At 55.0% G+C, this 22,919-nt stretch carries 21 protein-coding genes; 12 read left to right on the top strand and 9 right to left on the bottom strand.

From position 1 onward, the window contains the following. Positions 1 to 151 precede the first annotated feature (151 nt). The 9 genes from D9N13_RS03065 (at position 152) to D9N13_RS03025 (ending at position 7,800) form a co-directional block, all read left to right on the top strand. Positions 152 to 1,774 carry an RNA polymerase factor sigma-54 gene (locus D9N13_RS03065; RefSeq protein WP_290585686.1) on the top strand — a complete coding sequence of 541 codons (1,623 nt, stop codon included), beginning with the start codon at positions 152 to 154 and terminating at the stop codon, positions 1,772 to 1,774. A gap of 95 nt (positions 1,775 to 1,869) precedes the next feature. Further along, a complete protein-coding gene (hpf, locus tag D9N13_RS03060) occupies positions 1,870 to 2,157 on the top strand; it encodes a ribosome hibernation-promoting factor, HPF/YfiA family (RefSeq protein ID WP_290585684.1) in 288 nt (95 codons plus the stop codon). Between the two features lie 20 nt (positions 2,158 to 2,177). After that, the gene (gene ptsN / locus D9N13_RS03055) at positions 2,178 to 2,630 is read left to right on the top strand and encodes a PTS IIA-like nitrogen regulatory protein PtsN (RefSeq protein WP_290585682.1); all 453 of its coding nucleotides are present in this window, start codon (positions 2,178 to 2,180) and stop codon (positions 2,628 to 2,630) included. After that, a complete protein-coding gene (rapZ, locus tag D9N13_RS03050) occupies positions 2,627 to 3,478 on the top strand; it encodes an RNase adapter RapZ (RefSeq protein WP_290585679.1) in 852 nt (283 codons plus the stop codon). Before ptsN ends, rapZ begins: the two co-directional genes overlap by 4 nt. A gap of 39 nt (positions 3,479 to 3,517) precedes the next feature. Further along, positions 3,518 to 3,790 (top strand): HPr family phosphocarrier protein, encoded by a 273-nt coding sequence (locus D9N13_RS03045; protein WP_290585677.1) that lies wholly within the window; start codon positions 3,518 to 3,520, stop codon positions 3,788 to 3,790. Positions 3,791 to 3,887: 97 nt separating this feature from the next. Further along, a complete protein-coding gene (gene mgtE / locus D9N13_RS03040; protein ID WP_290585675.1) occupies positions 3,888 to 5,243 on the top strand; it encodes a magnesium transporter in 1,356 nt (451 codons plus the stop codon). A gap of 172 nt (positions 5,244 to 5,415) precedes the next feature. Further along, complete coding sequence (sodB, locus tag D9N13_RS03035) at positions 5,416 to 6,000, top strand: superoxide dismutase [Fe] (protein ID WP_290585673.1); 585 nt, start codon at positions 5,416 to 5,418, stop codon at positions 5,998 to 6,000. 132 nt (positions 6,001 to 6,132) lie between these two features. Further along, on the top strand, positions 6,133 to 7,350 hold the full coding sequence (locus D9N13_RS03030) for a porin (RefSeq protein ID WP_290585670.1): 1,218 nt from the start codon (positions 6,133 to 6,135) through the stop codon (positions 7,348 to 7,350). Between the two features lie 15 nt (positions 7,351 to 7,365). Beyond that, a complete protein-coding gene (locus tag D9N13_RS03025) occupies positions 7,366 to 7,800 on the top strand; it encodes a phosphate ABC transporter substrate-binding protein (RefSeq protein ID WP_290585668.1) in 435 nt (144 codons plus the stop codon). Between the two features lie 110 nt (positions 7,801 to 7,910). Here the strand turns inward: D9N13_RS03025 and pmbA are convergent, their stop codons facing one another. Beyond that, complete coding sequence (gene pmbA, locus D9N13_RS03020; RefSeq protein WP_290585666.1) at positions 7,911 to 9,245, bottom strand: metalloprotease PmbA; 1,335 nt, start codon at positions 9,243 to 9,245, stop codon at positions 7,911 to 7,913. A gap of 84 nt (positions 9,246 to 9,329) precedes the next feature. Here pmbA and yjgA point away from each other — a divergent pair, with 84 nt between their 5' ends. Further along, positions 9,330 to 9,866, top strand: a complete 537-nt coding sequence (gene yjgA / locus D9N13_RS03015) for a ribosome biogenesis factor YjgA (RefSeq protein WP_290585664.1) — start codon at positions 9,330 to 9,332, stop codon at positions 9,864 to 9,866. Positions 9,867 to 9,869: 3 nt separating this feature from the next. Here yjgA and tldD read toward each other — a convergent pair whose 3' ends face one another. The 8 genes from tldD to D9N13_RS02975 all read right to left on the bottom strand — a co-directional run bounded on the left by tldD (position 9,870) and on the right by D9N13_RS02975 (position 20,893). Beyond that, entirely contained in the window at positions 9,870 to 11,309 is a 1,440-nt protein-coding gene (gene tldD / locus D9N13_RS03010) for a metalloprotease TldD (RefSeq protein ID WP_290585661.1), read from the bottom strand. Beyond that, positions 11,306 to 12,154 carry a carbon-nitrogen hydrolase family protein gene (locus D9N13_RS03005; protein ID WP_290585659.1) on the bottom strand — a complete coding sequence of 283 codons (849 nt, stop codon included), beginning with the start codon at positions 12,152 to 12,154 and terminating at the stop codon, positions 11,306 to 11,308. Before D9N13_RS03005 ends, tldD begins: the two co-directional genes overlap by 4 nt. Continuing rightward, a complete protein-coding gene (locus D9N13_RS03000; RefSeq protein WP_290585657.1) occupies positions 12,151 to 16,200 on the bottom strand; it encodes a YhdP family protein in 4,050 nt (1,349 codons plus the stop codon). Before D9N13_RS03000 ends, D9N13_RS03005 begins: the two co-directional genes overlap by 4 nt. A 12-nt stretch (positions 16,201 to 16,212) precedes the next feature. After that, positions 16,213 to 17,685: a ribonuclease G gene (rng, locus tag D9N13_RS02995; protein WP_290585655.1), complete on the bottom strand. Its 1,473-nt coding sequence runs from the start codon at positions 17,683 to 17,685 to the stop codon at positions 16,213 to 16,215. Continuing rightward, the gene (locus D9N13_RS02990; RefSeq protein WP_290585651.1) at positions 17,685 to 18,296 is read right to left on the bottom strand and encodes a Maf family protein; all 612 of its coding nucleotides are present in this window, start codon (positions 18,294 to 18,296) and stop codon (positions 17,685 to 17,687) included. The genes rng and D9N13_RS02990 overlap by 1 nt, the downstream gene beginning before the upstream one ends. After that, complete coding sequence (gene mreD / locus D9N13_RS02985; protein ID WP_290585649.1) at positions 18,286 to 18,774, bottom strand: rod shape-determining protein MreD; 489 nt, start codon at positions 18,772 to 18,774, stop codon at positions 18,286 to 18,288. Before mreD ends, D9N13_RS02990 begins: the two co-directional genes overlap by 11 nt. Beyond that, on the bottom strand, positions 18,764 to 19,720 hold the full coding sequence (gene mreC, locus D9N13_RS02980) for a rod shape-determining protein MreC (protein WP_290586619.1): 957 nt from the start codon (positions 19,718 to 19,720) through the stop codon (positions 18,764 to 18,766). Before mreC ends, mreD begins: the two co-directional genes overlap by 11 nt. A gap of 135 nt (positions 19,721 to 19,855) precedes the next feature. Beyond that, positions 19,856 to 20,893, bottom strand: a complete 1,038-nt coding sequence (locus D9N13_RS02975) for a rod shape-determining protein (protein WP_290585647.1) — start codon at positions 20,891 to 20,893, stop codon at positions 19,856 to 19,858. 247 nt (positions 20,894 to 21,140) lie between these two features. Between D9N13_RS02975 and gatC the strand changes: the two genes are divergently transcribed. Further along, positions 21,141 to 21,428, top strand: coding sequence for an Asp-tRNA(Asn)/Glu-tRNA(Gln) amidotransferase subunit GatC (gatC, locus tag D9N13_RS02970; RefSeq protein WP_290585644.1), 288 nt, complete (start codon positions 21,141 to 21,143; stop codon positions 21,426 to 21,428). Positions 21,429 to 21,458: 30 nt separating this feature from the next. Further along, on the top strand, positions 21,459 to 22,913 hold the full coding sequence (gatA, locus tag D9N13_RS02965) for an Asp-tRNA(Asn)/Glu-tRNA(Gln) amidotransferase subunit GatA (protein ID WP_290585642.1): 1,455 nt from the start codon (positions 21,459 to 21,461) through the stop codon (positions 22,911 to 22,913). Positions 22,914 to 22,919: the final 6 nt, after the last annotated feature.

Here is a 22,919-nt window from a genome sequence, read left to right as displayed (position 1 = left end):
GCAGCGTCACTGCTCTTACAATTAAACCCAAGCGGTTCTATTTCGGCACCAATAAACTGTTGAAATTAGGTCACTATTTGACTGCCTGGAATACAGCAATCCGATGCTGTACAGATGTCTCCGGTCGTTGCAGAAGTTGAATTAGGTATCAATGAAACCAACCTTACAGCTCAAAATTGGTCAACACCTCACCATGACGCCGCAGCTGCAGCAGGCAATTCGCCTATTGCAGCTCTCCACTCTGGATCTTCAAACCGAAATCCAGGAAGCGCTGGAATCCAACCCCCTCCTGGATGTGGATGAATCTTCCCCGGACAACGACAGCAACGATTCCGGTAACGGACAGAGTGACAGCACCAGCAAAACCGACAACGACCAGAATCTCGATTTTTCAAAATCCCAAGATACCCAGGACACCCAATCCAGCAACAACAACGCCGATGACTCGTCGGTGGATCTGGAAGGCAAGGAGATGCCCAACGAACTGCCCGTGGACAGTGACTGGGATACCATGTTCGATGGTGCCGCAGGCCCCTCGTCCAGTGGCGGCAGCTTTGACGATGACGATTTTGACTACGACAGCCGCAACACGGCGCCCGAATCCATTTACGACAACCTTATGTGGCAACTGAATCTGACCCCCATGTCAGACATGGACCGGATGATTGCCATGGCCATCATTGAAGGCATCAACCCCAAGGGCTATCTCACCCAGTCCGTGGAGGAAATCCGCGATGGTGTGCTGGCGCAACAGGACGTGGTGGCCGACCTGGTCAGATTACAGCAGGAAGAACTGCAGGCCATGGACATCCAGTTACAGCCGGATGACGATGATGATGGCCTACCCGTATCCCTGGAAGAGGTGCTGGCTGTATTGCACCGGGTTCAGCAGTTCGACCCCCCCGGAGTGGCCGCCCGTGACCTGCGGGAATGCCTGCTGATTCAGCTCAAACAACTGCCCCGGGATGAACCCCACCGGGATGATGCCATCATGGTGGTGGAGATGTTTCTGGATGCGCTGGGTGCCCGCGATTTCGCCACCATCATGCGCAAGGGCAAACTGTCCGAGGCCCGACTGAAAAGCGCCATTGCGTTGATCCAGACCCTGAACCCTTATCCGGGCAGCAGCGTCGAAACCGATGATACCCAGTATGTCATCCCGGATGTCATTGTGAGTAAGGACAAAGGCCGCTGGAAAGTGGAGTTGAACCCGGAAGCCACCCCGCGCCTCAGGGTCAACAGCAGCTACGCATCCATGATCCAGCGTGCGGACAACAGCAGCGACAACACCTTCCTGAAAAACAATCTGCAGGAAGCCCGTTGGTTTATCAAAAGCTTACAAAGCCGCAACGAAACCCTGCTTAAAGTAGCCACCAAAATAGTGGAATATCAGATAGGGTTTCTCGAACAGGGGGAGGAAGCCATGAAACCACTGGTGCTGCACGATATTGCAGAAGCGGTCGGCATGCATGAATCCACCATTTCCCGGGTCACCACGCAGAAGTTCATGCACACCCCAAGGGGTATATTTGAGCTCAAGTACTTCTTCTCCAGTCATGTCAGCACCGGTTCCGGCGGCGAATGCTCCTCCACCGCCATTCGCGCCATCATCAAAAAGCTGATCGCGGCAGAAAATCCCAAAAAACCATTGAGCGACAGTAAAATTGCCAACATACTGGAAGAACAGGATATCAAGGTTGCCCGGCGCACCATTGCGAAATATCGCGAAGCCATGATGATCCCGCCGTCCAACGAAAGGAAACGATTGGTTTAACTGTTGGTCACAGTTATATAAGCGTAAACACCAGACCACTGCCAACATCAGGCTTTGGTCGCAGTAACATCTAAACCACGATTAAGGAGTGGCCTATGCAAATCAATATCAGCGGACATCACGTAGAAGTTACCGACTCCATGAAGGACTACGTTGCCGATAAGATGCAGAAACTGGAACGCCATACCGACGACATCACCAGCATCCAGGCGATTCTCAGTGTAGAGAAAAACCGCCAGAAAGCAGAAGCCAAAATCCACGTAAAAGGCGCTGATTTATTTGCCAACGCCGAATCCGAAGACATGTACGCCGCCATTGATATGATGACCGACAAGCTGGACCGACAGGTGCTGAAGCACAAGGAAAAAATGAAAAGCTGGTAACTGAAGGTTATTGATAACGTATGGAACTTGCTGAAATCATCAGTCCGCAACGGGTCTTTGAAGACGTTCCCGGCGGCAGCAAAAAGAAAGTTCTGGAAACCGCTGCTGGGCTGATCGCCCAGCAGTGCCCGGAGCTTGACCCCAATGAACTTTTTGACAACCTTATCTCGCGGGAGAAGCTGGGCAGTACCGGTTTAGGTAAAGGCATCGCTATCCCCCACTGCCGGGCCAATCACTGCAGTAACGCCATTGGCGCGTTTATCAAATTGGAGAGCGGCGTGGACTTCGATTCCATCGACCATGAGCCGGTGGACATGCTGTTTGTTTTACTGGTGCCGCAGGATGCTCACGAGGAGCACCTGAACATCCTTTCCAAAATCGCCACCCTATTCAATGATGACAACCGTCGCAAAACATTGCGTGCGGCCCACTCCACCGACAGTATTTATGACGCACTGGTGACACCGGTATGAAATTAGTGGTAATCAGCGGTCGCTCCGGATCAGGAAAAACCACTGCATTACACGTTCTGGAAGACATCGGCTACTACTGCGTTGACAACCTTCCCGTTACCCTGCTGCGGGATCTGATGAGTGAACTGGCAACACGGTCTTCGCCCAAAATTGAAGAAGTCGCCATCGGCATCGATGCGCGCAACAGCGTGACCCAACTTGAGAAGCTACCCAACGTGCTGCGGGAATTGACCGCAGATGGTGTCGAAAGCCAGGTTATCTATCTGGACGCAGGCGATGAAACACTGGTCAAACGCTTCAGCGAAACCCGCCGCAAACACCCTATCAGCAACGACACCAACACCCTGAAAGAAGCCATCGACCGGGAACGGGAAATGCTGAATCCGGTGGCTGCCAGCGCCAGCCTGATTATTGATACCAGCAATCTCACCCTGCACGAACTGCGCGACCAAATCAAAATCCGGGTAACCCACTCGCAGGAAGGCATGGCGATATTGTTCCAGTCCTTTGGCTTTAAGAATGGAATACCCAGTGATGCCGACCTGGTGTTTGATGTGCGCTGTCTCCCCAATCCGCACTGGATAACCCAGTTGCGCAGTCAAACCGGATTGGACGAAGGTGTCCAGAACTTCCTGCGGGGCCATCCTCCCGTACAGGAGATGGTGGACGATCTGACCGCTTATCTGGAAAAATGGTTACCCCGCTTTGCCGCCAATAACCGCAGCTATATGACCGTGTCCATTGGCTGCACCGGTGGCCAGCATCGTTCGGTGTACATTACCGAACAACTCAGTGAGTATTTCAAATCCCGCTTTAGCAATGTCCAGGCTAGACATCGAGACTTATAAGCTGGTTTAATCAAACCTGCAGTATTGGTGTGAGTCACTATGAAACTGGAAAAATCCATAACCATAATCAATAAGCTGGGATTGCACGCACGTGCTGCCTCCAAACTGGTGGGAACCGCATCCCGCTATGAAAGCCAGATTCTGCTGAATCGAAACGGCCAGCAGGCCGATGCCAAAAGCATCATGTCCATTTTGATGCTGGCGGCCAGTCAGGGCACTGAATTGCAGGTAACGGTGAACGGAGCCGATGCCGAAGAGGCCTGGCACAATATCGAAACATTGATCAATAACCGCTTTGACGAAGCCGAATAGATAGCAACTGGCCATCTTCAGCGCATCTCGTTAGAATGCTGCACCGCTATCGCGGTGGCATTCATCCCCCTGTCCAAGTCAAGCTGAGAGGTGATCTGTGGCAAAATCCCAAACCAGCCATGAAACGCAAGATCAGCTGCATACTTTTCTACACGCACTGGACAGCGGTGCCTTTGATGAAATCCGCCGAATGCTGCGGGGCATGTCACCGGCGGAGATCGCCAAGCTTATCGAATCCTCCCCCCTGCGCGCCCGCAACCTGCTTTGGCAGCTGATCGACAAGGAAGATGAAGGCGAAGTTCTGCAGTACGTCAATGAAGAACTGGCCGCCTATTTTCTGCGCCACCGTAATACGGAAGACATCCTGAGTCTGGTGGAAGGCTTTGACGCCGACGACTTCGCTGACTTGTTACAGGAACTGCCCCACGCGGTGATGCGCCAGGTGCTGGATTCGCTGGACGATCAGAACCGTTACCGCATCGAAACCATTCTGGCCTACCCGGAAGACACTGCCGGCGGCCTGATGGATACGGACATCATCACCATCCGCCCGGATATTTCCCTGGACGTGGTACTGCGGTACCTGCGGCGGCACGAATCTCTGCCCGACACCACCGACAACCTGCATGTGGTGAACCGCACGGGGCAGTTTGTGGGCATTCTGCCCCTGACAAAATTGCTGATCAAGGACCCGGGCATGAGCGTGCGCGAGGCCATGAATTCCGCCAAGGCCATCCCCGCCACCACGTCAGCCCGTGATGTGGCGCAAATGTTCGAGCGCGAGGATTTGGTCACCGCCCCGGTGGTGGATGATAACGGTGTGCTGCTGGGCCGCATCACCATCGATGATGTGGTGGACGTGATTCTGGAAGGGGCCGATCACTCCCTAATGAGCATGGCGGGGATGGATGAGGATGAAGACACCTTTGCACCGGTCTGGAAAACCACCCGCCGCCGGGCCGTCTGGTTGGGCATCAACCTGCTGACCGCCTTTCTTGCCTCCTATATGATCGGCCTGTTTGAAGGCACTCTGGAAAAAGTGGTGGCCCTGGCGGTATTGATGCCCATCGTCGCCAGCATGGGAGGCATTGCTGGCAACCAGACCCTGACCCTGGTGATTCGGGGCATGGCTTTGGGTCACGTGGGCACCGCCAACGCCCGCTGGCTGTTAACCAAGGAAATCTCCGTGGGTTTTCTCAATGGCATCCTCTGGTCGGCAGTGGTCGGCGCCATCGCCGCCACTTGGTTCAACGATTTGTTGCTGGGCGGCGTGCTGGCGGCCGCCATGATCATCAACCTCTTGGTCGCCGCTCTGGCGGGCGCTTCCCTGCCGATGTTACTGGACAAAGCAGGCATCGACCCCGCGCTGTCCGGCGGCGTTATACTGACCACGGTCACCGATGTGGTTGGTTTCTGTTCGTTTTTGGGCTTGGCCACGCTCTATTACGCCTGAACCCGGCAGGCCCAGAACCATGGCTCAACATCATTGATAGAAGCTATTGATTCGATAGAAAAAACAACTCACAAGCCCGCGCGGACCTCTGACAAATTCCGACATAATCTGATACAGTGTGGCCTCTAAACCTAGAGATGAGACCACCATTAACCAACGAGGGGACATACACATGGCCTTCACTTTGCCTGAATTGCCTTACGCCAAAACTGCATTGGCACCGCACATTTCTGAAGAAACCCTGGAATACCATTACGGCAAGCACCACCAGACTTACGTTGATAAACTCAACGGCCTGGTTCCCGGCACCGAGTACGAAGGAAAGAGCCTGGAAGAGATCATCAAGACTTCCTCCGGCGGTGTCTTCAACAATGCGGCTCAAATCTGGAACCACACTTTTTACTGGCACAGCCTGAGCCCCAATGGCGGTGGTGAACCCACCGGTGCCGTGGCCGATGCCATCAACGCTGCTTTTGGTTCGTTCGCGGACTTCAAAGCCAAATTCAATGACTCTGCCGTCAACAACTTCGGCTCCAGCTGGACCTGGCTGGTCAAAAAAGCCGATGGTTCACTGGACATCGTCAATACCAGCAACGCCGGCACCCCCATCACCGACGATGGTGTCACCCCATTGATTACGGTTGATCTGTGGGAACACGCCTACTACATCGATTACCGCAACGCCCGTCCAAAATACCTGGAAGGCTTCTGGAATCTGGTCAACTGGGATTTTGCGAACGAAAATTTCGCCAAATAATAAACACCCCAGCCAACAAAAAAAGCTTGCACCACTTTAGGGCGCAAGCTTTTTTTTTGTGCAATATTTCACAAATCAGCTACTACTTATAAAGGTGTTTGCACATTTGCACGTAAATAAGGAGAGCAAAGGATGAAAAAATGCACCATTCAGGTCAGTCTGCTGGCATCTGCCATCGGGCTCGCAACCCCGGCCCTGGCAACCGATATCAGGATTGATGGCTTTGCCAATATCGTTGCCGGTCAAATGATCAGTGATACTGACGATGGTAGCTTGTATGGTTATGACGAAGACCTGAGCTTTTCCCCCGAATCAAATTACGGCATTCAGTTCCGCGGAGACCTGCAAGAAGGGTTATCTGTAACAGCCCAAATTGTGGGCCGGGGAAGCGAGGAATTCGACGCAACTGTAACCTGGGCCTACTTAACCTACGAGATAAATGACGAATTATCTTTGAAAGCAGGGCGATCAAGGGTGCCCTATTTTATATATTCCGATTTCCTTGACATTGGTTACGCATACCACTGGATTCGCCCCCCCCAAGCTGTTTATGGGCTGGGTTTTGAAAATCAGGACGGTTTAACGCTGGAGCATCTGAAAGACATCGGGGACTGGACATCCCGCATCACTGTGATGGCAGGAAGACTGGATACCAACACCGATCTAAATGGCACAGACGTTACCCTCAAAATCTTAAATCAAGTGGGTGCAGCATGGAGTATGAGCTATGACTGGTTTACCGCACGCGTTGCCTACTTTACTTCTCGGGTTGAAATACCCGTCGATGATCTCACGACCCTGAGTCAAGGAATAATAGATTACGATGCGGGATTGGCACTTGCCGTTCCTGGTTATCAAGAAGGCACTCTGGACTCACTCGCTGATAAAGTGGTATTTGATCAGGACAAAGCAGAATTCACTGGAATCGGTTTTGTTGCAGACAAAGGCAATCTTTTCGCAGTAACTGAATACACGCAAGTCAGAATCGACGACTCCTCGCTGGAGGATAGAGATTCCTGGTATGCGTCTGCGGGCTACAGAATGAACCAGTTCACCCTCTTTGGCACATACGAAAAATACAACTTCAACGCAAAGACCGAAGAGATAGATAAGTTTGCCAATGCAGCACCGATAACGGGTGTACCTGCGCTGGATGGTGCCAGAGCGGGCATTTTAGCAGCCTTGCCAGATATATTCGCCGGTGAACAAGATGCTGAGGGGATGGGCTTCGGTGTGCGCTACAACTTCCACCCATCTGCGGCCATTAAGATCGAGTACAACCAGTTGGATAACCGGACAACTGACACCAAACCACAATCCATCGCCATTGCGACCAATATCGTATTCTAACGGGAGGAGAACACCATGAAACTAAGTAGCCTCACCCCGCTAATGGCGGCGTTGATATTGCTAACAACGTTACTGAACGCAAGAATCGCATTGGCTGAAGTGGCAGTCATCGTCAACCCAGCCAACGATTCCAACATCACCTCTGACGACATTTCGAAACTCTACCTGGGAAAAACCAAGAAGTTTCCAAATGGAAAAAACGCAGTGGCCCTTGACCGCAAGGAAGGGTCATCAGAGCGGATACAGTTCCTTGAAGCCACCACAGGCAAGGATGAATCCCAAATGAAATCCTATTGGTCGCGGTTAATCTTCACCGGTAAAGGGGTACCGCCGCAGGTGGTAGAAACGGATGCCGAGGTGAAAGAATTGGTTTCCCGCAACCCGGATATTATCGGATACATCGATGCCGCAGCCGTGGATGATTCGGTTAAGGTGATCGCGACTTTCTAGATCGCTACTTTCTAAATCACCACCGACTAGATCGCCACGTACTAAGCTGGCAATAAACTACAGAGCCCCTCTCAGTGAGGGGCTTTTTCTATGTCTCATTTTTGTATGCCTCAACTGCCTGTTGATTTCCCGGCCACGGTCATGGAGTCAATCAGAATAGAGCCCACCTGCACGTTGCCACGGGCATCGATGTCATCGCCGACACCGCGCACATTTAAAAACATATCTTGCAGATTGGCCGCCACAGTGATTTCCGACACCGGGAATTGAATCTGCCCCTGCTCCACCCAAAAACCGGCGGCGCCACGGGAGTAATGTCCGGTAACGATGTTGACCCCCTGCCCCATAACATCGGTCACCAACAGGCCTGTGCCCATCATTTTCAGTAGTTCATGCTGAGTGTGGGTGGAGCTACAACGCAGATTGCGAACACCGCCGGCATTGGCCGAACTGACCAGCCCCAGGCGCCTGGCCGAATAGGTACCCAGCACATAGCTTTTCAATGTACCCTGCTCCACAAAATGCTTGTTGCAGGTGGGCAGGCCATCCCCATCCACCGGTGCGCTGGCCGGCCCCTGCGGTAAATGAGGTTGCTCATAAATGTTCATCCACTGCGGAAACAACCTCTGCCCCAGGCTATTCTCAAGAAACGAGGAATGCCGGTAGAGGTTGCCCCCGGATATGGCGCCAATAAAATGCCCCAACAACCCACCGGCAATTTCCGGCGCGTACAGAACCGGAAAATCCCCGGTGGGAACCGGGCGGCTACCCAGCTTGCGGGCTGCCCGCTCCGCTGCCTTGCGGCCCACCGCTTCACCGGCCTGCAATTGCCCGGGAACCCGATGGGAATAAGACCAGCCGCCGCGTTCCATGGTGTCGCCCTGGGCCGCGATCAACGCACAGCTGATGCCGTGCCGGCTTTGGGGGTAGGCCACCACCAGGCCGTGACTGTTGCCATAGGCACGCACTGAGTCAGAGCTGCCAACATGGGCGCCATCGCTGTTTTTGATTGAGGCAACGGACAATCCACTGGCTTCACATTCCTGCGCCAGCGCAATCGCTCGCTCCGGTGTCAGTGGCCAGTGATGATAGAGATCCAGATCCGGAACCGACGTGGCCATCAAATCCACCTCCGCCAATCCAGCACAGTCATCCGGTGCAGTGTATTTGGCAATATTCAGGGCGGCCAACACCGCACGCTCAATGGCGGCATCCGACAAATCGGAGGTGGACGCGCTGCCCTTACGCTGGCCCTTATAAACCGTGATGCCAAAGCCGTGATTACGGGTGAATTCCACTTTATCCACATCACCATTGCGCACGCTGACCGAGAGCCCCTGATCCTGCACCGCGCCCACTTCTGCTGTTGCCTGGTGCTGCTGCGCCAGCTTTAATGCCAGGCGGATTCGGTCTTCCAACGTCTGCAGTTCTCGTTCGATATCCATCAACATCCTCGGTAGTTGAGCTTCGCTATGGTATTATGGGGGCAATCATCAGTATAACCGCAACAACACCTGCTATGACCCCCTATGGCCAAATTCGACGATATAGATCCTTTTGACGAAAAAGAACTCCCCCCCAGCAAATCATCCGTAAAGCGTGAAGCAGAGCGCCTGAAGAAAATTGGTGAAAAACTACTGGCGCTGAGCGATGCACAACTGGCAGCGTTTAAACTGGAAGAACGGCTGAGTCTGGCCATTGCAGAAGGCAAGCGCATCAAGAGCCGCGAAGGTCTGCGTCGCCACAAGCAATACATCGGCAAAGTATTGCGCGACATGGACACCGATGGCATCGAATCCAGACTGAATGCCATCGAGAACGCCCATACGCTGAATACCCGCGCTTTCCACGAATTGGAAACGTTACGAGATCAACTGATTAATGGCGACAATAAAGACGTTGGCGCCGTGATTGAGCGTTTCCCCAATGTAGACACGCAAAAACTGCGACAACTGGTACGCAACGCCAGGCAAGAACAGCAAGCCAATCAACAGGCGCAGGACAAACCGGCCTCGGCTCACGCCCGCAAGTTATTCCGTTTTTTGCGGGAAACCAGTGGCCATTGATGTTTAACGGGTGCCGCCCACCACCAGCTCATCCACCTTCAGGGTGGGCTGCCCTACACCAACCGGTACTGACTGCCCTTCTTTGCCACAGGTGCCCACACCGTTATCAAGGGCCAGATCGTTGCCCAGCATGGACACCTTGGACATCGCTTGCGGGCCATTGCCGATCAGGGTTGCCCCTTTCACCGGGGCGGTAATTTTACCATCCTCGATCAGATAGGCTTCACTGGCAGCGAACACGAACTTGCCGGATGTGATATCCACCTGCCCTCCACCAAAGTTGACGGCGTACAAGCCTTTCTTCACCGAACGGATAATATCGTCGGGCTCGTCTTCCCCCGGCAGTAAATAGGTATTCGTCATACGTGGCATGGGCAGGTGGGAATAGGATTCACGGCGCCCGTTTCCGGTCAATGCCTGCCCCATCAGGCGGGCATTATGCTTGTCCTGCATATAACCTTTCAGAATGCCTTTCTCCACCAACGTTGTGTGTTGGGTCGGTGTCCCTTCATCATCAATGCTAAGGGAGCCCCGCCGGTTCAACAGGGTACCGTCATCAACAATGGTACAAAGGGGAGATGCCACACTGCTGCCAATGCGCCCGGAATAATTGGAAGTACCTTTGCGGTTGAAATCACCTTCCAGCCCATGGCCAACCGCCTCATGCAACAGCACACCGGGCCAGCCGGAACCCAGTACCACCGGCATGGTGCCGGCAGGTGCGTCAATGGCATCCAGGTTTACCTGCGCCATTTTCACTGCGTCTTCCACGTATCTTGCCACCGTGCCGGCATCAAACTGCTCGTAGCCAACACGGCCACCTCCTCCACTATTCCCTCGTTCTTTGCGGCCATTTTTTTGCAACACAACGCTGACGCTGAAACGAACCAAAGGCCGTACATCCGCAGCCAAGGTGCCATCGCTGGCCAACACCAACACCGTCTTCCAGGATCCCGCCAGGCTGACACTGACATCCACCACACCCGGATCCAGACGGCGGGCTAACTGATCGGCACTTTGCAATAAAGCAATCTTGTCGTCCGGCCCCATGGTATCCAGCGGATTCAGCGCATTGTAAAGCGCTGCAGGGTGCTGCCTGTTGACCGCCTGGCAGCGGCCTCCCTTGCCATTGGCTACCGTAGCCGCTGCACTGGCGGCGCGCTGAATCGAGGCCAGATCAGCCTGATCGGAATAGGAAAATCCGGTTTTTTCCCCACACAATGCCCGCACACCGACACCACCACCCACGTTGAAACTGCCATCTTTGACGATGCCGTCTTCCAGGCTCCAGGATTCAGACAGGGTTTTCTCGAAATACAGATCAGCAAAATCCGCACCTTTGGCCAACATGCTGTCCATAACGCGAACCAAGCCCGGCTCATCCAACGCCCCCGGGAGCCAAAGTGTCGATTGGGCCTGCTGCAATAGCTGTTCTGAACTCATATCAGCTCCGCTTTATCAAATCGTTTGTGTTGTTGGATGGGCATGGCTTGCCTGATTTCCTGCTGCCAATCCAGATCAAGGTCCGCCAGCACGAGGCCGGGCCCGCTCTCCCGGCACGACAATACGCTGCCCCAGGGGTCCACGATCATACTGTGCCCCCAGGTGCTGCGTTTTTCAGAGTGTTGGCCACCCTGGTTGGGCGCGATAACAAAAGCCTGATTTTCAATGGCCCGCGCCCGCAGCAGCGGCTCCCAATGGGCTTCTCCGGTACGATAAGTGAATGCCGAAGGCACACTGAACAACGTGGCACCCGCTCCGCTCAGACGCTGGTAAAGCTCGGGAAAACGTAAGTCGTAACAGACCGACAAGCCCAGTGTGCCCGCCGCAGAAACACTGGTCTGCCACTGGGTGCCCGGCTCAATTATACGAGACTCCAGGTATTGCCCCTGCTGATCCTCTACCGACACATCGAACAGGTGAATCTTGTCATAGCGAGCCAGCACGCGGCCGTCCGCAGCAAAATGCAAAGAAGCGGCCCTGACCCGGTTTTCAGACACCGGGCTGCCGTCCCGGCGTTGCCGCAGCGGAATGGTACCACCGACAATCTCCATACCAAGACGCTGCGCCTGTGCCGATAAAAACCCACTGAACACGCCGGATGCTCGTTCTTCTTCTCCCCAACGCATCAGATTGTCACTGTCCAGTACCGCAAAATTTTCCGGCAGTACCGCCAGTAATGCGCCTTGTTCGGATGCCTGCTGCAAAAGGGCCTCAGCAACACGAAGGTTTGCGTCCACATCATAGTTGCTCACCATCTGCAGAGCAGCGACTCGAATCAGACTCATGGGGTTGACTCCTGTTGGGCTTCCGGCATTGAATTTGGTGTTGGCTGCGGATTCGGTTGCCGGGCAGCATCCTTATCATTGCGCATTACCGCTTCACCCACCTGCTTGGGAATAATGCTGAAAGAATCCTTTACTGCCACTTGAGGCTGCTCAAATGTACCCTTGATCTGGTACTTGATGGTGGTCAGCTTATCAAACTGCTCGCCAAACATTTTTTCCACCACATAGGCGGTGGCCGCCGCCGGCACTCCGCCAATCACGGCCGCCGGCAGCACCAGATTGCGGGTGACCGGCAGCGTCACATCCAAACCCAGGTCCAAGGCATCATGCTCAATATCCACCTTACCCTCCGCGTACATTTTAATGGCGGGGGAGTTCAGTTTGATCTGTTTGAGATTCAGTATGCCTTTATCCAGATTGATATTACCACTCAACTCATCGTACACCATTTCCGATTCGCTCAGATCATCGAAATCCAACTGCAGGCGCCGCATCAGGGTTTCAAAGTTCAATGCCCCCCACAGCTTGCCTGCGGCGTTGGAGCTAACGTTGTAAAACACCCCGTCTTTGAGCTTCAGTGACAGATCTCCGGTTAAGCGGGGCACGGCAAATTCGAACGGTGCGCCAGGCCAGGTCACGTTTCCCTTGGCATTGGCGCTTTTACTGCTGATGGTGGGTGTGCCGCCCATTGCCGCAATGGCATCCGCGGCGTTTCCCGCAACCAGCTTGCCCTCAAAGCGGGTTTTACGCTCTTTATTTTGGTCTTCAGACCACATTGCACTGCCCGACAAGGTCACGCCGTCCACCTTGGCCAACAGCTCAGAGATCTGCAAACCACTTTGCACCGGACGGGCCATAAAACGCCACTGACCCAGCTGCGCCTCCCCCACCGAAAAATCATCAATCCGAACATCCAGCGGCGGAATCAGCAACGGGGAAACATCCGCAGGCTGCCAGACGGAGTAGGGCTCCACCGATGTTTCTGCCGATGTTTCTGCCGATGCTGTGGCAGGTGCCACCTGTAAGCGCTTGAGATCAACCACCAGTGGCTGCGTCTTTTGGTGATAGGCTGTCACAGGCCCAAGTATATAGTCTGGCAATTCCAGCCTGCCGGAAGCCGTCGCGTTATTCAGCCACAGCAGCCATTGCTGTTGACCCCGCGCCAGACGCAGATCGGTCTGGCCCAATGCATACCCCATCAACGTCAGCTCGCCGACCCGCAGTTCAGAATCATCCAGCCGGGAATACCATTTGCTATCGTTATGCTGATCACCAACGATGGCTTGATCCGTTGTTGCGGTGGTGGAGGGTGTAGGGAGTAACGCCAGCCATTCCCGGTCATTAAAATGCGACAGTTCACCGGACACCTTGAGAATGTCCTGAGCCGGCAATATTGCGTTGCCCGCCCCCAAATGCAATGCCCCCCGCACAATTCCTTCCTCACCCAGCACCAGTGACAGATTCCCCAGGTCAGCGTAGCGGACCGACAATGGCAATGGCTTTTGTCCAAGCTGCATGACCAGCGTAACCTGCCGGCCTTCTCCGGCACTTTTTCCAAACGGAGGTGGCAGGTTGATCACCGTATCCTTCAGTTGGCTGGTGATGGACAGCAGTGGTGTCCCGTCATCCTTGTTCAGGGGAATATCGACTGTGGTCTTGTACTGTAATGGCCCGGACATCACATCAAACACGAATAACGGCCGCCATTCATTGATGGCTTGCACAGTGCTGTTTCCGCTGAACGCAAGCTGAATGTCCGATCCGGTGGTAATGGCACCACTGACATCCCCGCCAAGGAACCGACCCTTGATTTTGTCCGCACTCAGTCCTTTTTTCAGGTCATATTGAACCAATGCTGCCACATCGGTTATTTCAATATCCTGTGCCGGCAAACCCACCACGCCGTTTTGCATCGCAACCTGGGTAGTAGACCGTGCCTGCGCGGCAAACTCGGACTGCAGTGGGATATCCAAAGCGAAATCCACCGCCATATCGCCCTGCAACGAAACATCATCGATAAAATCCCCGATCTTCTGCCGCAATGGTGATGATGTCAGTATTGCCAACCCCTGATCCGCGGCACCATGGGTAGCGGCTTTCACACTTAGCACATGAGGTTCGCCGGCCTGGTACTTGGGCAACATCACACTGGCGTGTTCAACCGCCTGACCATAATAGTGCCCGGCGATGATATGGGCATCGACCACGCCCCGGTCGACCACGACATCCGCCACGGCATCACGCACCGGCTCTTTCCAGTCCGGCAGAAACTGCAGGACACCCTGCTCGGCGGTAAAGCCAAGCAACACGCCCAGAGGTTCGTCGCGCTCTTTGCGCACGGGCCCATGCACGAGAATATCACCGCGCACCAGATGGCCATCAATGATGGCGTCATCCAACCATTTCAGAAGAGCGTCAGGTATGACGCCGGCAGGCAAATACAGTGACTTGTGCTTGCCGTCGGCATTACGCAAAGTCGCCTGTAACTGTAGAAACGGTGGCTGTGCTTTGTCCTTCGGTATTGACAGCGACATCTGTGTCGCCGATTGCGCGTGCCGGGAGTTCACGTGCATAGGGCCCGATTGCAGTTGCCACTCATCATCCAAATCACGCAAAACCAAACTGGCGTCAGCGTGATTAATGGTAATAACGTCACGAAACAATTGTGGGTAATTCAGCTCCAAATAGCTTTCCTGCACCTCAAACAGCGTTAACCCTTTCTTGCCCCAGGCGCGAATATCAAGATCGTACAGGCCCGGAAATTTTTTCCAGGGGCGGTTCTGAAAGGCGTTTAAGGTCAGGGCGAAGCGATAGTCTTTCACCTGCTGCTCAGCCACCATCAACTCCACCGCCACATCCTGCAACTGGCCGGCAGGCCGCAGTTTTTTCAGGGTTTTATGGAGCTCTGAATCACGGGACTGGATACCCAGGTAATAATTGACCCAGGGTTCGATATCCATATCGTCCACCCTGACCCGGTAACGGGTCACGCCGTTTTCCCCGGGTTTGGACTCCAGATTCATGTAGTTGGGCATCCACAAAAATCGCGATGTTTGCATGCGGATATCCTGCAGGTCCAGACGCCAGTCATCGGCCGTTTGCCCGAGCCAGCGGGCCTTACCCTGCAGATTCAGAATATGCGGTGGTTTAATCTCGTTGCTGGTCTCTAACTCGATATTGCTGAACTGAACATCGGACAGGATTTCCTTGATCTCGCCTTTACTGAAATTAAGCCAAAAGCGGCCCCCTCCATTTAAATTGGCCAGTGATGCACTGGCGATACCACGCTTAGCCGCAGGCACCCAGGGCAACCAATCGGCGTTATCCACTTGCGCGTACAACCCGCCGCTGAGACTGCCCTGCTGGAACACCGAGCCACTCACCTTGCCTTTCAATTCAAAGCGGATTTTACTGGGTCCGTCGGCGGTGAACTCCCCCAACAAGTAACGACGGCGCTTGCCGGCTTCCGTGCGGAAGCGGTGGACACCCAGCAACACCGGTTCCGGGTACAAGCCTTCGATCCTGATGGCACTGTCACTGAACTCAATACGCGGTTGCGCGAGTATCAAGTCCAGCAAGGTTTGATCGCTCTCACCCTGTTCAGTGGAGTCCGCTTCACTGGCATCACTCTGAGTTAACCCATCGAACCCGGACAGCACCAGGTGATTATCCTGATACCAGGCGTGGCCATTGGCGCCAGCCACGCGCAAACGCAGGCGTGGCTCCAGATTCACCAATGAACGCAGCAACAGAATTTCAAGATCAAGCTTGTCGATGTGCAGGGGGGGTGTTTCAGATTGCGCCAGGCGCAGGGCAACGCCACGCAGTGAGAAACGAGGGGCCAGACCGCTCCAGCTTCCGGTGATGGATTCCAGTTCCAGCGCGAAATCGGTACGCTCGTTGATAAACCCAACCAGCTCAGCCTGAAAGTCATCCACCTGATAGACCAGCTCACGGGCCACCCCAACAAAAACTGCCGCGCATACCAGTAGCGCCACCGACAGGCTCAGCAGTCCGCGCACCACACCGGATGCCACTCGCTTCATGGGGTGCTCCGACTACATGAGCACCACATCAAACTCCTCCTGGGAGTAGAGTGTTTCCACCTGAAAGCGAATGGTCTTTTTTATAAAAATCTCCAGATCTGCCACATTGGCAGACTCTTCATCCAGCAATCGGTCCACCACTGCCTGGGAGGCAATGACAAGAAAAGACTCCACTTCGTAAGCTCTGAACTGACGCAGTATTTCGCGGAAAATCTCATAGCACACGGTTTCCGGCGTTTTGACAATGCCGCGGCCACTGCAGGTGGGGCAGTCTTCACACATCACCCGCGCCAGGCTCTCCCGGGTCCGCTTGCGCGTCATCTCCACCAACCCCAGCTCGGAAACCTGGGTTATTTTGGTTTTGGCGTGATCACGTTCCAGGGCTTTTTCGAACATCCGCAGCACCTGACGCCGATGCTCGGGATCTTCCATATCAATAAAATCAATGATGATGATGCCACCCAGATTACGCAGGCGCAGCTGGCGGGCGATGGCCTGGGTGGCTTCCAGGTTGGTTTTGAATATGGTTTCTTCCAGATTGCGGTGGCCCACAAACGCCCCGGTGTTGACGTCGATTGTGGACATGGCTTCGGTCTGGTCAACAATCAGGTGTCCACCGGATTTCAGGGGTACTTGCCGAGCCAGGGCCTTCTGGATCTCCTGCTCCACACTGTATAAATCAAAGATAGGTCGCTCACCGGGATAGTGCTCTACCAACGACTCCACGTCCGGGATGTACTCACGCACAAACTGGATCACATTGCCGTAGGTTTCCCGGGAATCGATCCGCACTTTCTCCACCCCGGGGCGCACTTCATCACGCAGGGTGCGCATTGCCAATGCCAGATCGCGATGAATCAATGTTACCGGATTGCTGCGGGCAATCTTGTCACTGATGGAACGCCACAGGCGCCGCAGGAAATCCACATCCCGCCGCAGGGCACCTTCCTCCGCACCTTCGGCCGCCGTTCGCAGGATAAACCCTTTCTTGGGAATGTCATCACGCTCCGCCAGGATGGTGTCCATAAGGCAGCGCAGGCGTTCCCGCTCCTGCTCATCCTCGATGCGCTGGGACACACCGATGTGGTCGGTGTACGGCATGTACACCAGAAACCGGGAAGGTACCGAAAGGTGCGTGGTCAAACGGGCTCCTTTGGTGCCGATCATATCCTTGGTGATCTGCACAACGATGGGTTGCCCCTCCGCCACCAGGTCCGAAATACTCGGTGTGCTGTCACCATTGTCCTCAGGTTTATCGGCCTGCCAGATATCCTTGGCATGCAAAAACGCCGCCCGCTCCAGACCGATATCCACGAACGCTGCCTGCATGCCCGGTAACACGCGGGCCACCTTGCCTTTGTAGATGCTGCCCACCAGGCCACGCTTGGCTGTGCGCTCCACAAACAATTCCTGTACCACCCCGTTTTCCACCACCGCTACTCGGGTTTCCATAGGGGTCACGTTGACCAGTAATTCTTCGCTCATCAGGAATCAGTCTCTGGCATCTGCCACAGGCGCACCCGGGCGTGCTTTAGTAAATTGGCGGTTTCATATAAGGGTAGCCCCACAACACCACTGTAACTACCCTGCAGGCTCTCAACAAACACCGCGCCGAACCCCTGGATACCGTAACCACCGGCCTTATCGGCGGGCTCTCCGGTGTTCCAATAGGCACGTGCTTCACTTTCCACAATGCTGCGGAAACGAACCTCAGTACTGGAGTATACCAGTTGGGAATTCAGCTCATCGACCAAAGCAACTGCCGTAATGACCTGATGGGTTTGGCCTGACAACTCCATCAGCATTGCCACAGCCGCAGCCTCATCTGCGGGTTTACCCAGTATGTTGTCCCCCAGCACCACGCTGGTATCAGCCCCCAGTACCGGCCGCTGAGGTTGCCCTTCTATTTGTATCCGGCTAAATACTGCATCAGCCTTGCTTTGGGCCAGGCGACACACATAATCAAGGGCGGCTTCGCCCGGCTGCACTGTCTCATCCACCGCCGCGCTCATCACGGTGAAACGTACGCCGATTTGTTGCAACAGCTCACGGCGACGGGGTGAAGCCGACGCCAGATAAATCCAATCAACCGACACGGTTACCTCGCAAATACCCCATAACCAGGCTTACCAAGGGCCAGACCAGGGCTGAGACCGCCACCGACGCCCAATACCAGAATGTCCAAGGTGTAATTTGGACAGCGCGCATCACCAGAATACTCACCAGTTCGTAGGTTCCCACCAGAACCAATATGGACAGGCACTGCTGCCAGATTGGAAACACCCGTATGCGCATGTGCAATACATAAGCAATGTACGCCACCAGGCTCAATGCCAAGGCGTTCTGCCCCAGTACTGCCCCGGTTAAGGCATCCAGAAACAATCCCACTACCCATCCGGTTACCACGCCAATGCGATGGGGCATGGCAATCACCCAATAGATCAATACCAGCGGCACCCAGGCCGGACGCACAGCATTGGCCCACTCCGGCAGTGGCACCACCGCCAGCACACCGGCCAGCAATAAGCTGAAGATCACCACCCCCAGGCCGTCCGCGGCCACTCTACTCTCCATCGGCAGCCTCCTGGTTCGCGGCCGGTGTCTCATCACTGCCTTCTGTTTCTGCTGCGTCCGGGTCCGCGGGTGCGGACTGCGCCGGGTCTTGCTGCGCTGCCTCAACACCGGACAATAACGGGATCAGCTTGCGGCTTTCCTCCGAGAAGACCAGTAAAACATGGCGTGATCGATCCAGGTTGGCCATGGGCTTGGCGTCCACCAGGGCAAACGGCTGCCCGGGATCGTGCTCTACCATGGTGACCACGCCCACCGGGTAGCCTTTGGGGAAGCGGCCACCCAACCCCGAACTCACCAATAGATCCCCCCGCACTATATCTGCCGTATCCGGAACGTGGATCAGCTTCAACTGATCCAGCTTGCCTGAACCCACCGCAATCGCACGGACGCCGTTACGATTCACATGCACGGGAATGCCGTGGGAAATGTCCGATATCAACAATACCCGGCTGGAAAAGGGCCCCACTTCAATCACTTGCCCCATCAGACCCTCGGCATCCAACACCGCCTGTCCCACAAAGACCGCATCCCCCGCTCCCTTGTTGACGATGGCCTCATGGCGATAGGGGTCCGGGTCGACACCAATGATCTCCCCGATCAACACCTCATCATCCACCAGATCGGAAGCGTTCATCAGTTCCTTCAAGCGCGTGTTCTCGGCCACTGTGGATGCCAGTTTCTGTACCCGGCGCTTCAACACCAGTACCTCGGACTGCAGGCGGGCGTTTTCTTCTTCCAGTTCGCTGCGGGATCGCACGCTGCTGTGTGACCAGGACGCCACCTGAGCAGGAATATTGGCTACATACTGAACAGGAGCGGTGACAACGGACAGGGTAAAGCGCACCGGATCCATGAAATCAAAGCGATGGTCCAGGAAAATCAGGGCAAACGAAATTACGGAAAACAGCACCAAGCGGTAGCGATTTGCTGTGTTCTGGCCGAATATAGGCTTTATGGCGCAACCCTCCCACCATAGAAAACGTTATCCATCACGATATCGGAACCTATCCCCTGCAGAAACAGAAAAGCCGGCCCAGACATTCCGGCCGGCTTGTGTGCACAATGCCATAACCTGGACCGATCAGTCCACGGAGAACATGTCGAAACCGCTTTTGTCCATCATTTCCATGGCTTTGCCGCCGCCGCGGGCAACACAGGTGAGCGGATCTTCTGCCACGATCACCGGTAAACCGGTTTCTTCCGCCAGCAGTAACTCCAGATCCCGCAGCAACGCACCGCCACCGGTGAGAACCAGGCCACGCTCGGCAATATCAGAGGCCAATTCCGGTGGTGACTGTTCCAGGGCGCTCTTCACCGCCGATACGATCTGCGACAGCGGCTCCTGCAGGGCTTCAAGAATCTCACTGCTGTTCAGGGTAAAGGAACGGGGCACACCTTCGGCCAGATTGCGCCCCCGAACATCAATTTCCAACAACTCTTTACCGGGAAAAGCACAACCGATCTCCTGTTTGATGCGTTCCGCCGTGGCTTCACCGATCAGGCTGCCATAGTTACGCCGCACATAGGTGACAATGGCCTCATCGAATTTATCGCCACCGACCCGCACAGAATCGGAATACACCACCCCGTTGAGGGAAATAATCGCAATCTCAGTGGTGCCACCACCGATATCCACCACCATGGAGCCGCTGGCTTCTTCAACCGGCAAACCGGCACCAATGGCCGCGGCCATGGCCTCTTCAATCAGATACACCTCGCGGGCGCCGGCACCGAGGGCTGATTCCTTGATGGCTTTGCGCTCCACCTGAGTGGATTTACACGGAACACACACCAGCACACGGGGGCTTGGGGTGATAAAACTGTTTTCGTGAACCTTGTGAATAAAGTGCTGCAGCATCTTTTCGGTAACATGAAAATCGGCAATGACACCGTCTTTCAGGGGGCGAATCGCAGTGATATTGCCGGGGGTTCGCCCCAGCATACGTTTGGCGTCCATCCCCACCGCAGCAACGCTTTTTGCGCCATTTTGCTGGCGAATCGCCACAACAGACGGTTCATCCAGGACGATACCGCGATCTTTTACATAAATAAGGGTATTGGCGGTTCCCAGGTCGATCGACAGATCGGTGGAGAACATGCCACGAAGACGTTTAAACATAGAAGGATAGACAACCCATCGAGCGGTTAAGTGGTTCTGGAAATTCTTGTAGTTACATTAGTTACACTATTGCGGGAACAATAGCAGCGCGTAGCCTGTTCGGCAAGCGAACCAAGCCAACTTTTGCCACATCTTTTATGGACTTAGCCAATTGCCGCACACAAGCCCCCCAGCCCGCGCCGGGATCGACCCACCGCAAAATTCTGGTACCATACGCCCTTTGCCGAATTCACTGCCGGAGACCCCCATGGCATTGGACAAAGAAGACGTAGTCAAAATCGCTCACCTGGCCCGATTGCAGGTAGCCGACAGCGAGATCGACGCCACCACAGAACGGCTTTCCTCCATTCTGGGCATGATTGAGCAATTGCAGGCGGCTCCCACCGACGGTATCGAACCCATGGCGCACCCCACCGATGCGGTACAACGCCTGCGGGAAGACGTGGTGACGGAGAGCAACCACCGCGACCAGTACCAGAGCATTGCCCCAGCCACTGAAGACGGGCTCTATCTTGTGCCCCAAGTGATTGAATAAAAGCCAATTGAATGATCAGGTAACCAATTCATGCATAGCCAAACCCTGAAAGCCCTGTCCGATGCATTGGCGGCAGGTGACGTGTCCAGCCAGGAGCTGACGCAGCATTTTCTGGATCGCATCAAGCAGCACGACCCTGCGGTAAACAGTTTCATCACGGTTACCGAAGAGCAGGCTCTGGCCCAGGCCAAAGCCGCCGACCAGCGGCGCGCGGCAGGTAATGCCGCCCCCCTGACCGGCGTGCCCATTGCCCATAAAGACATCTTTTGCACCCAGGGCATCAAAACCTCCTGTGCATCAAAAATGCTGGATAATTTTATCGCGCCCTATAATGCCACGGTGGTGGAGAAAATGGCCGATGCCGGCATGGTCACCCTGGGCAAAACCAACATGGACGAGTTCGCCATGGGCTCCTCCAACGAAACCAGTTATTACGGGCCGGTGAAAAATCCCTGGCAGACGGAGCATGTTTCCGGTGGTTCTTCCGGCGGCTCCGCCGCGGCGGTAGCCGCCCGCCTGACACCGGCGGCCACCGGCACCGACACCGGCGGCTCCATCCGTCAACCCGCCAGCCTGTGTGGCATTACCGGCTTGAAACCCACCTACGGCCGGGTATCCCGCTGGGGCATGATCGCCTTTGCCTCCTCACTGGATCAGGGCGGCCCCATGACGCAAACCGCCGAAGATGCCGCCCTGCTGATGAATGCCATGGCCGGTTTCGACCCCAAGGATTCCACCAGCACCGACATCGAAGTGCCGGATTACACGGCGAGCCTGACCCAGCCTTTGGATGGTCTGCGCATCGGCCTGCCCAGACAGTTTTTCGAACAGGGGCTGGATGCCGATGTGGGTAAAGTAGTGCAGGAAGCCATCGCACTTTACGAAAAGCTCGGTGCCACCCTGGTGGACATTGAGCTGCCCAACACGCATCTGTCCATTCCTGCGTACTACGTTGTGGCCCCGGCCGAAGCTTCCTCCAACCTTTCGCGCTTTGATGGAGTGCGTTTCGGTTATCGCTGCAAAGACCCAGCTGACCTGGAAGACCTCTACAAACGCAGCCGCGGCGAAGGCTTTGGGGAAGAAGTCAAACGCCGCATTATGATCGGCACCTATGCGCTGTCTGCCGGGTATTATGATGCCTATTACCTGAAGGCACAGAAGGTGCGCCGCCTGATCAAGAATGATTTTGATGAAGCCTTCAATAACGTGGATGTAATCATGGGCCCCACCGCACCCAATGCCGGTTTCAAGCTGGGTGAGAAGGCCGCAGATCCGGTCTCCATGTATCTGTCAGACATCTACACCATTTCGGTTAATATGGCCGGATTGCCCGGCATCTCCATTCCCGCCGGCATGAGCAACGGCCTGCCCGTGGGTCTGCAGATCATTGGCAATTACTTCGACGAGTCCCGTTTGCTGAACGTGGCCCACCGCTATCAACAAGAAACCGGCTGGCATGCGCAATTGCCAGCGGCATTTGCATAAGGAGGC

Origin of the sequence: Ketobacter sp. GenoA1 (assembly GCF_003671475.1) — a bacterium.
In the GTDB taxonomy this organism is placed as follows: Bacteria; Pseudomonadota; Gammaproteobacteria; order Pseudomonadales; family Ketobacteraceae; genus Ketobacter.
This window is presented reverse-complemented; position numbering and strand designations above follow the sequence as displayed.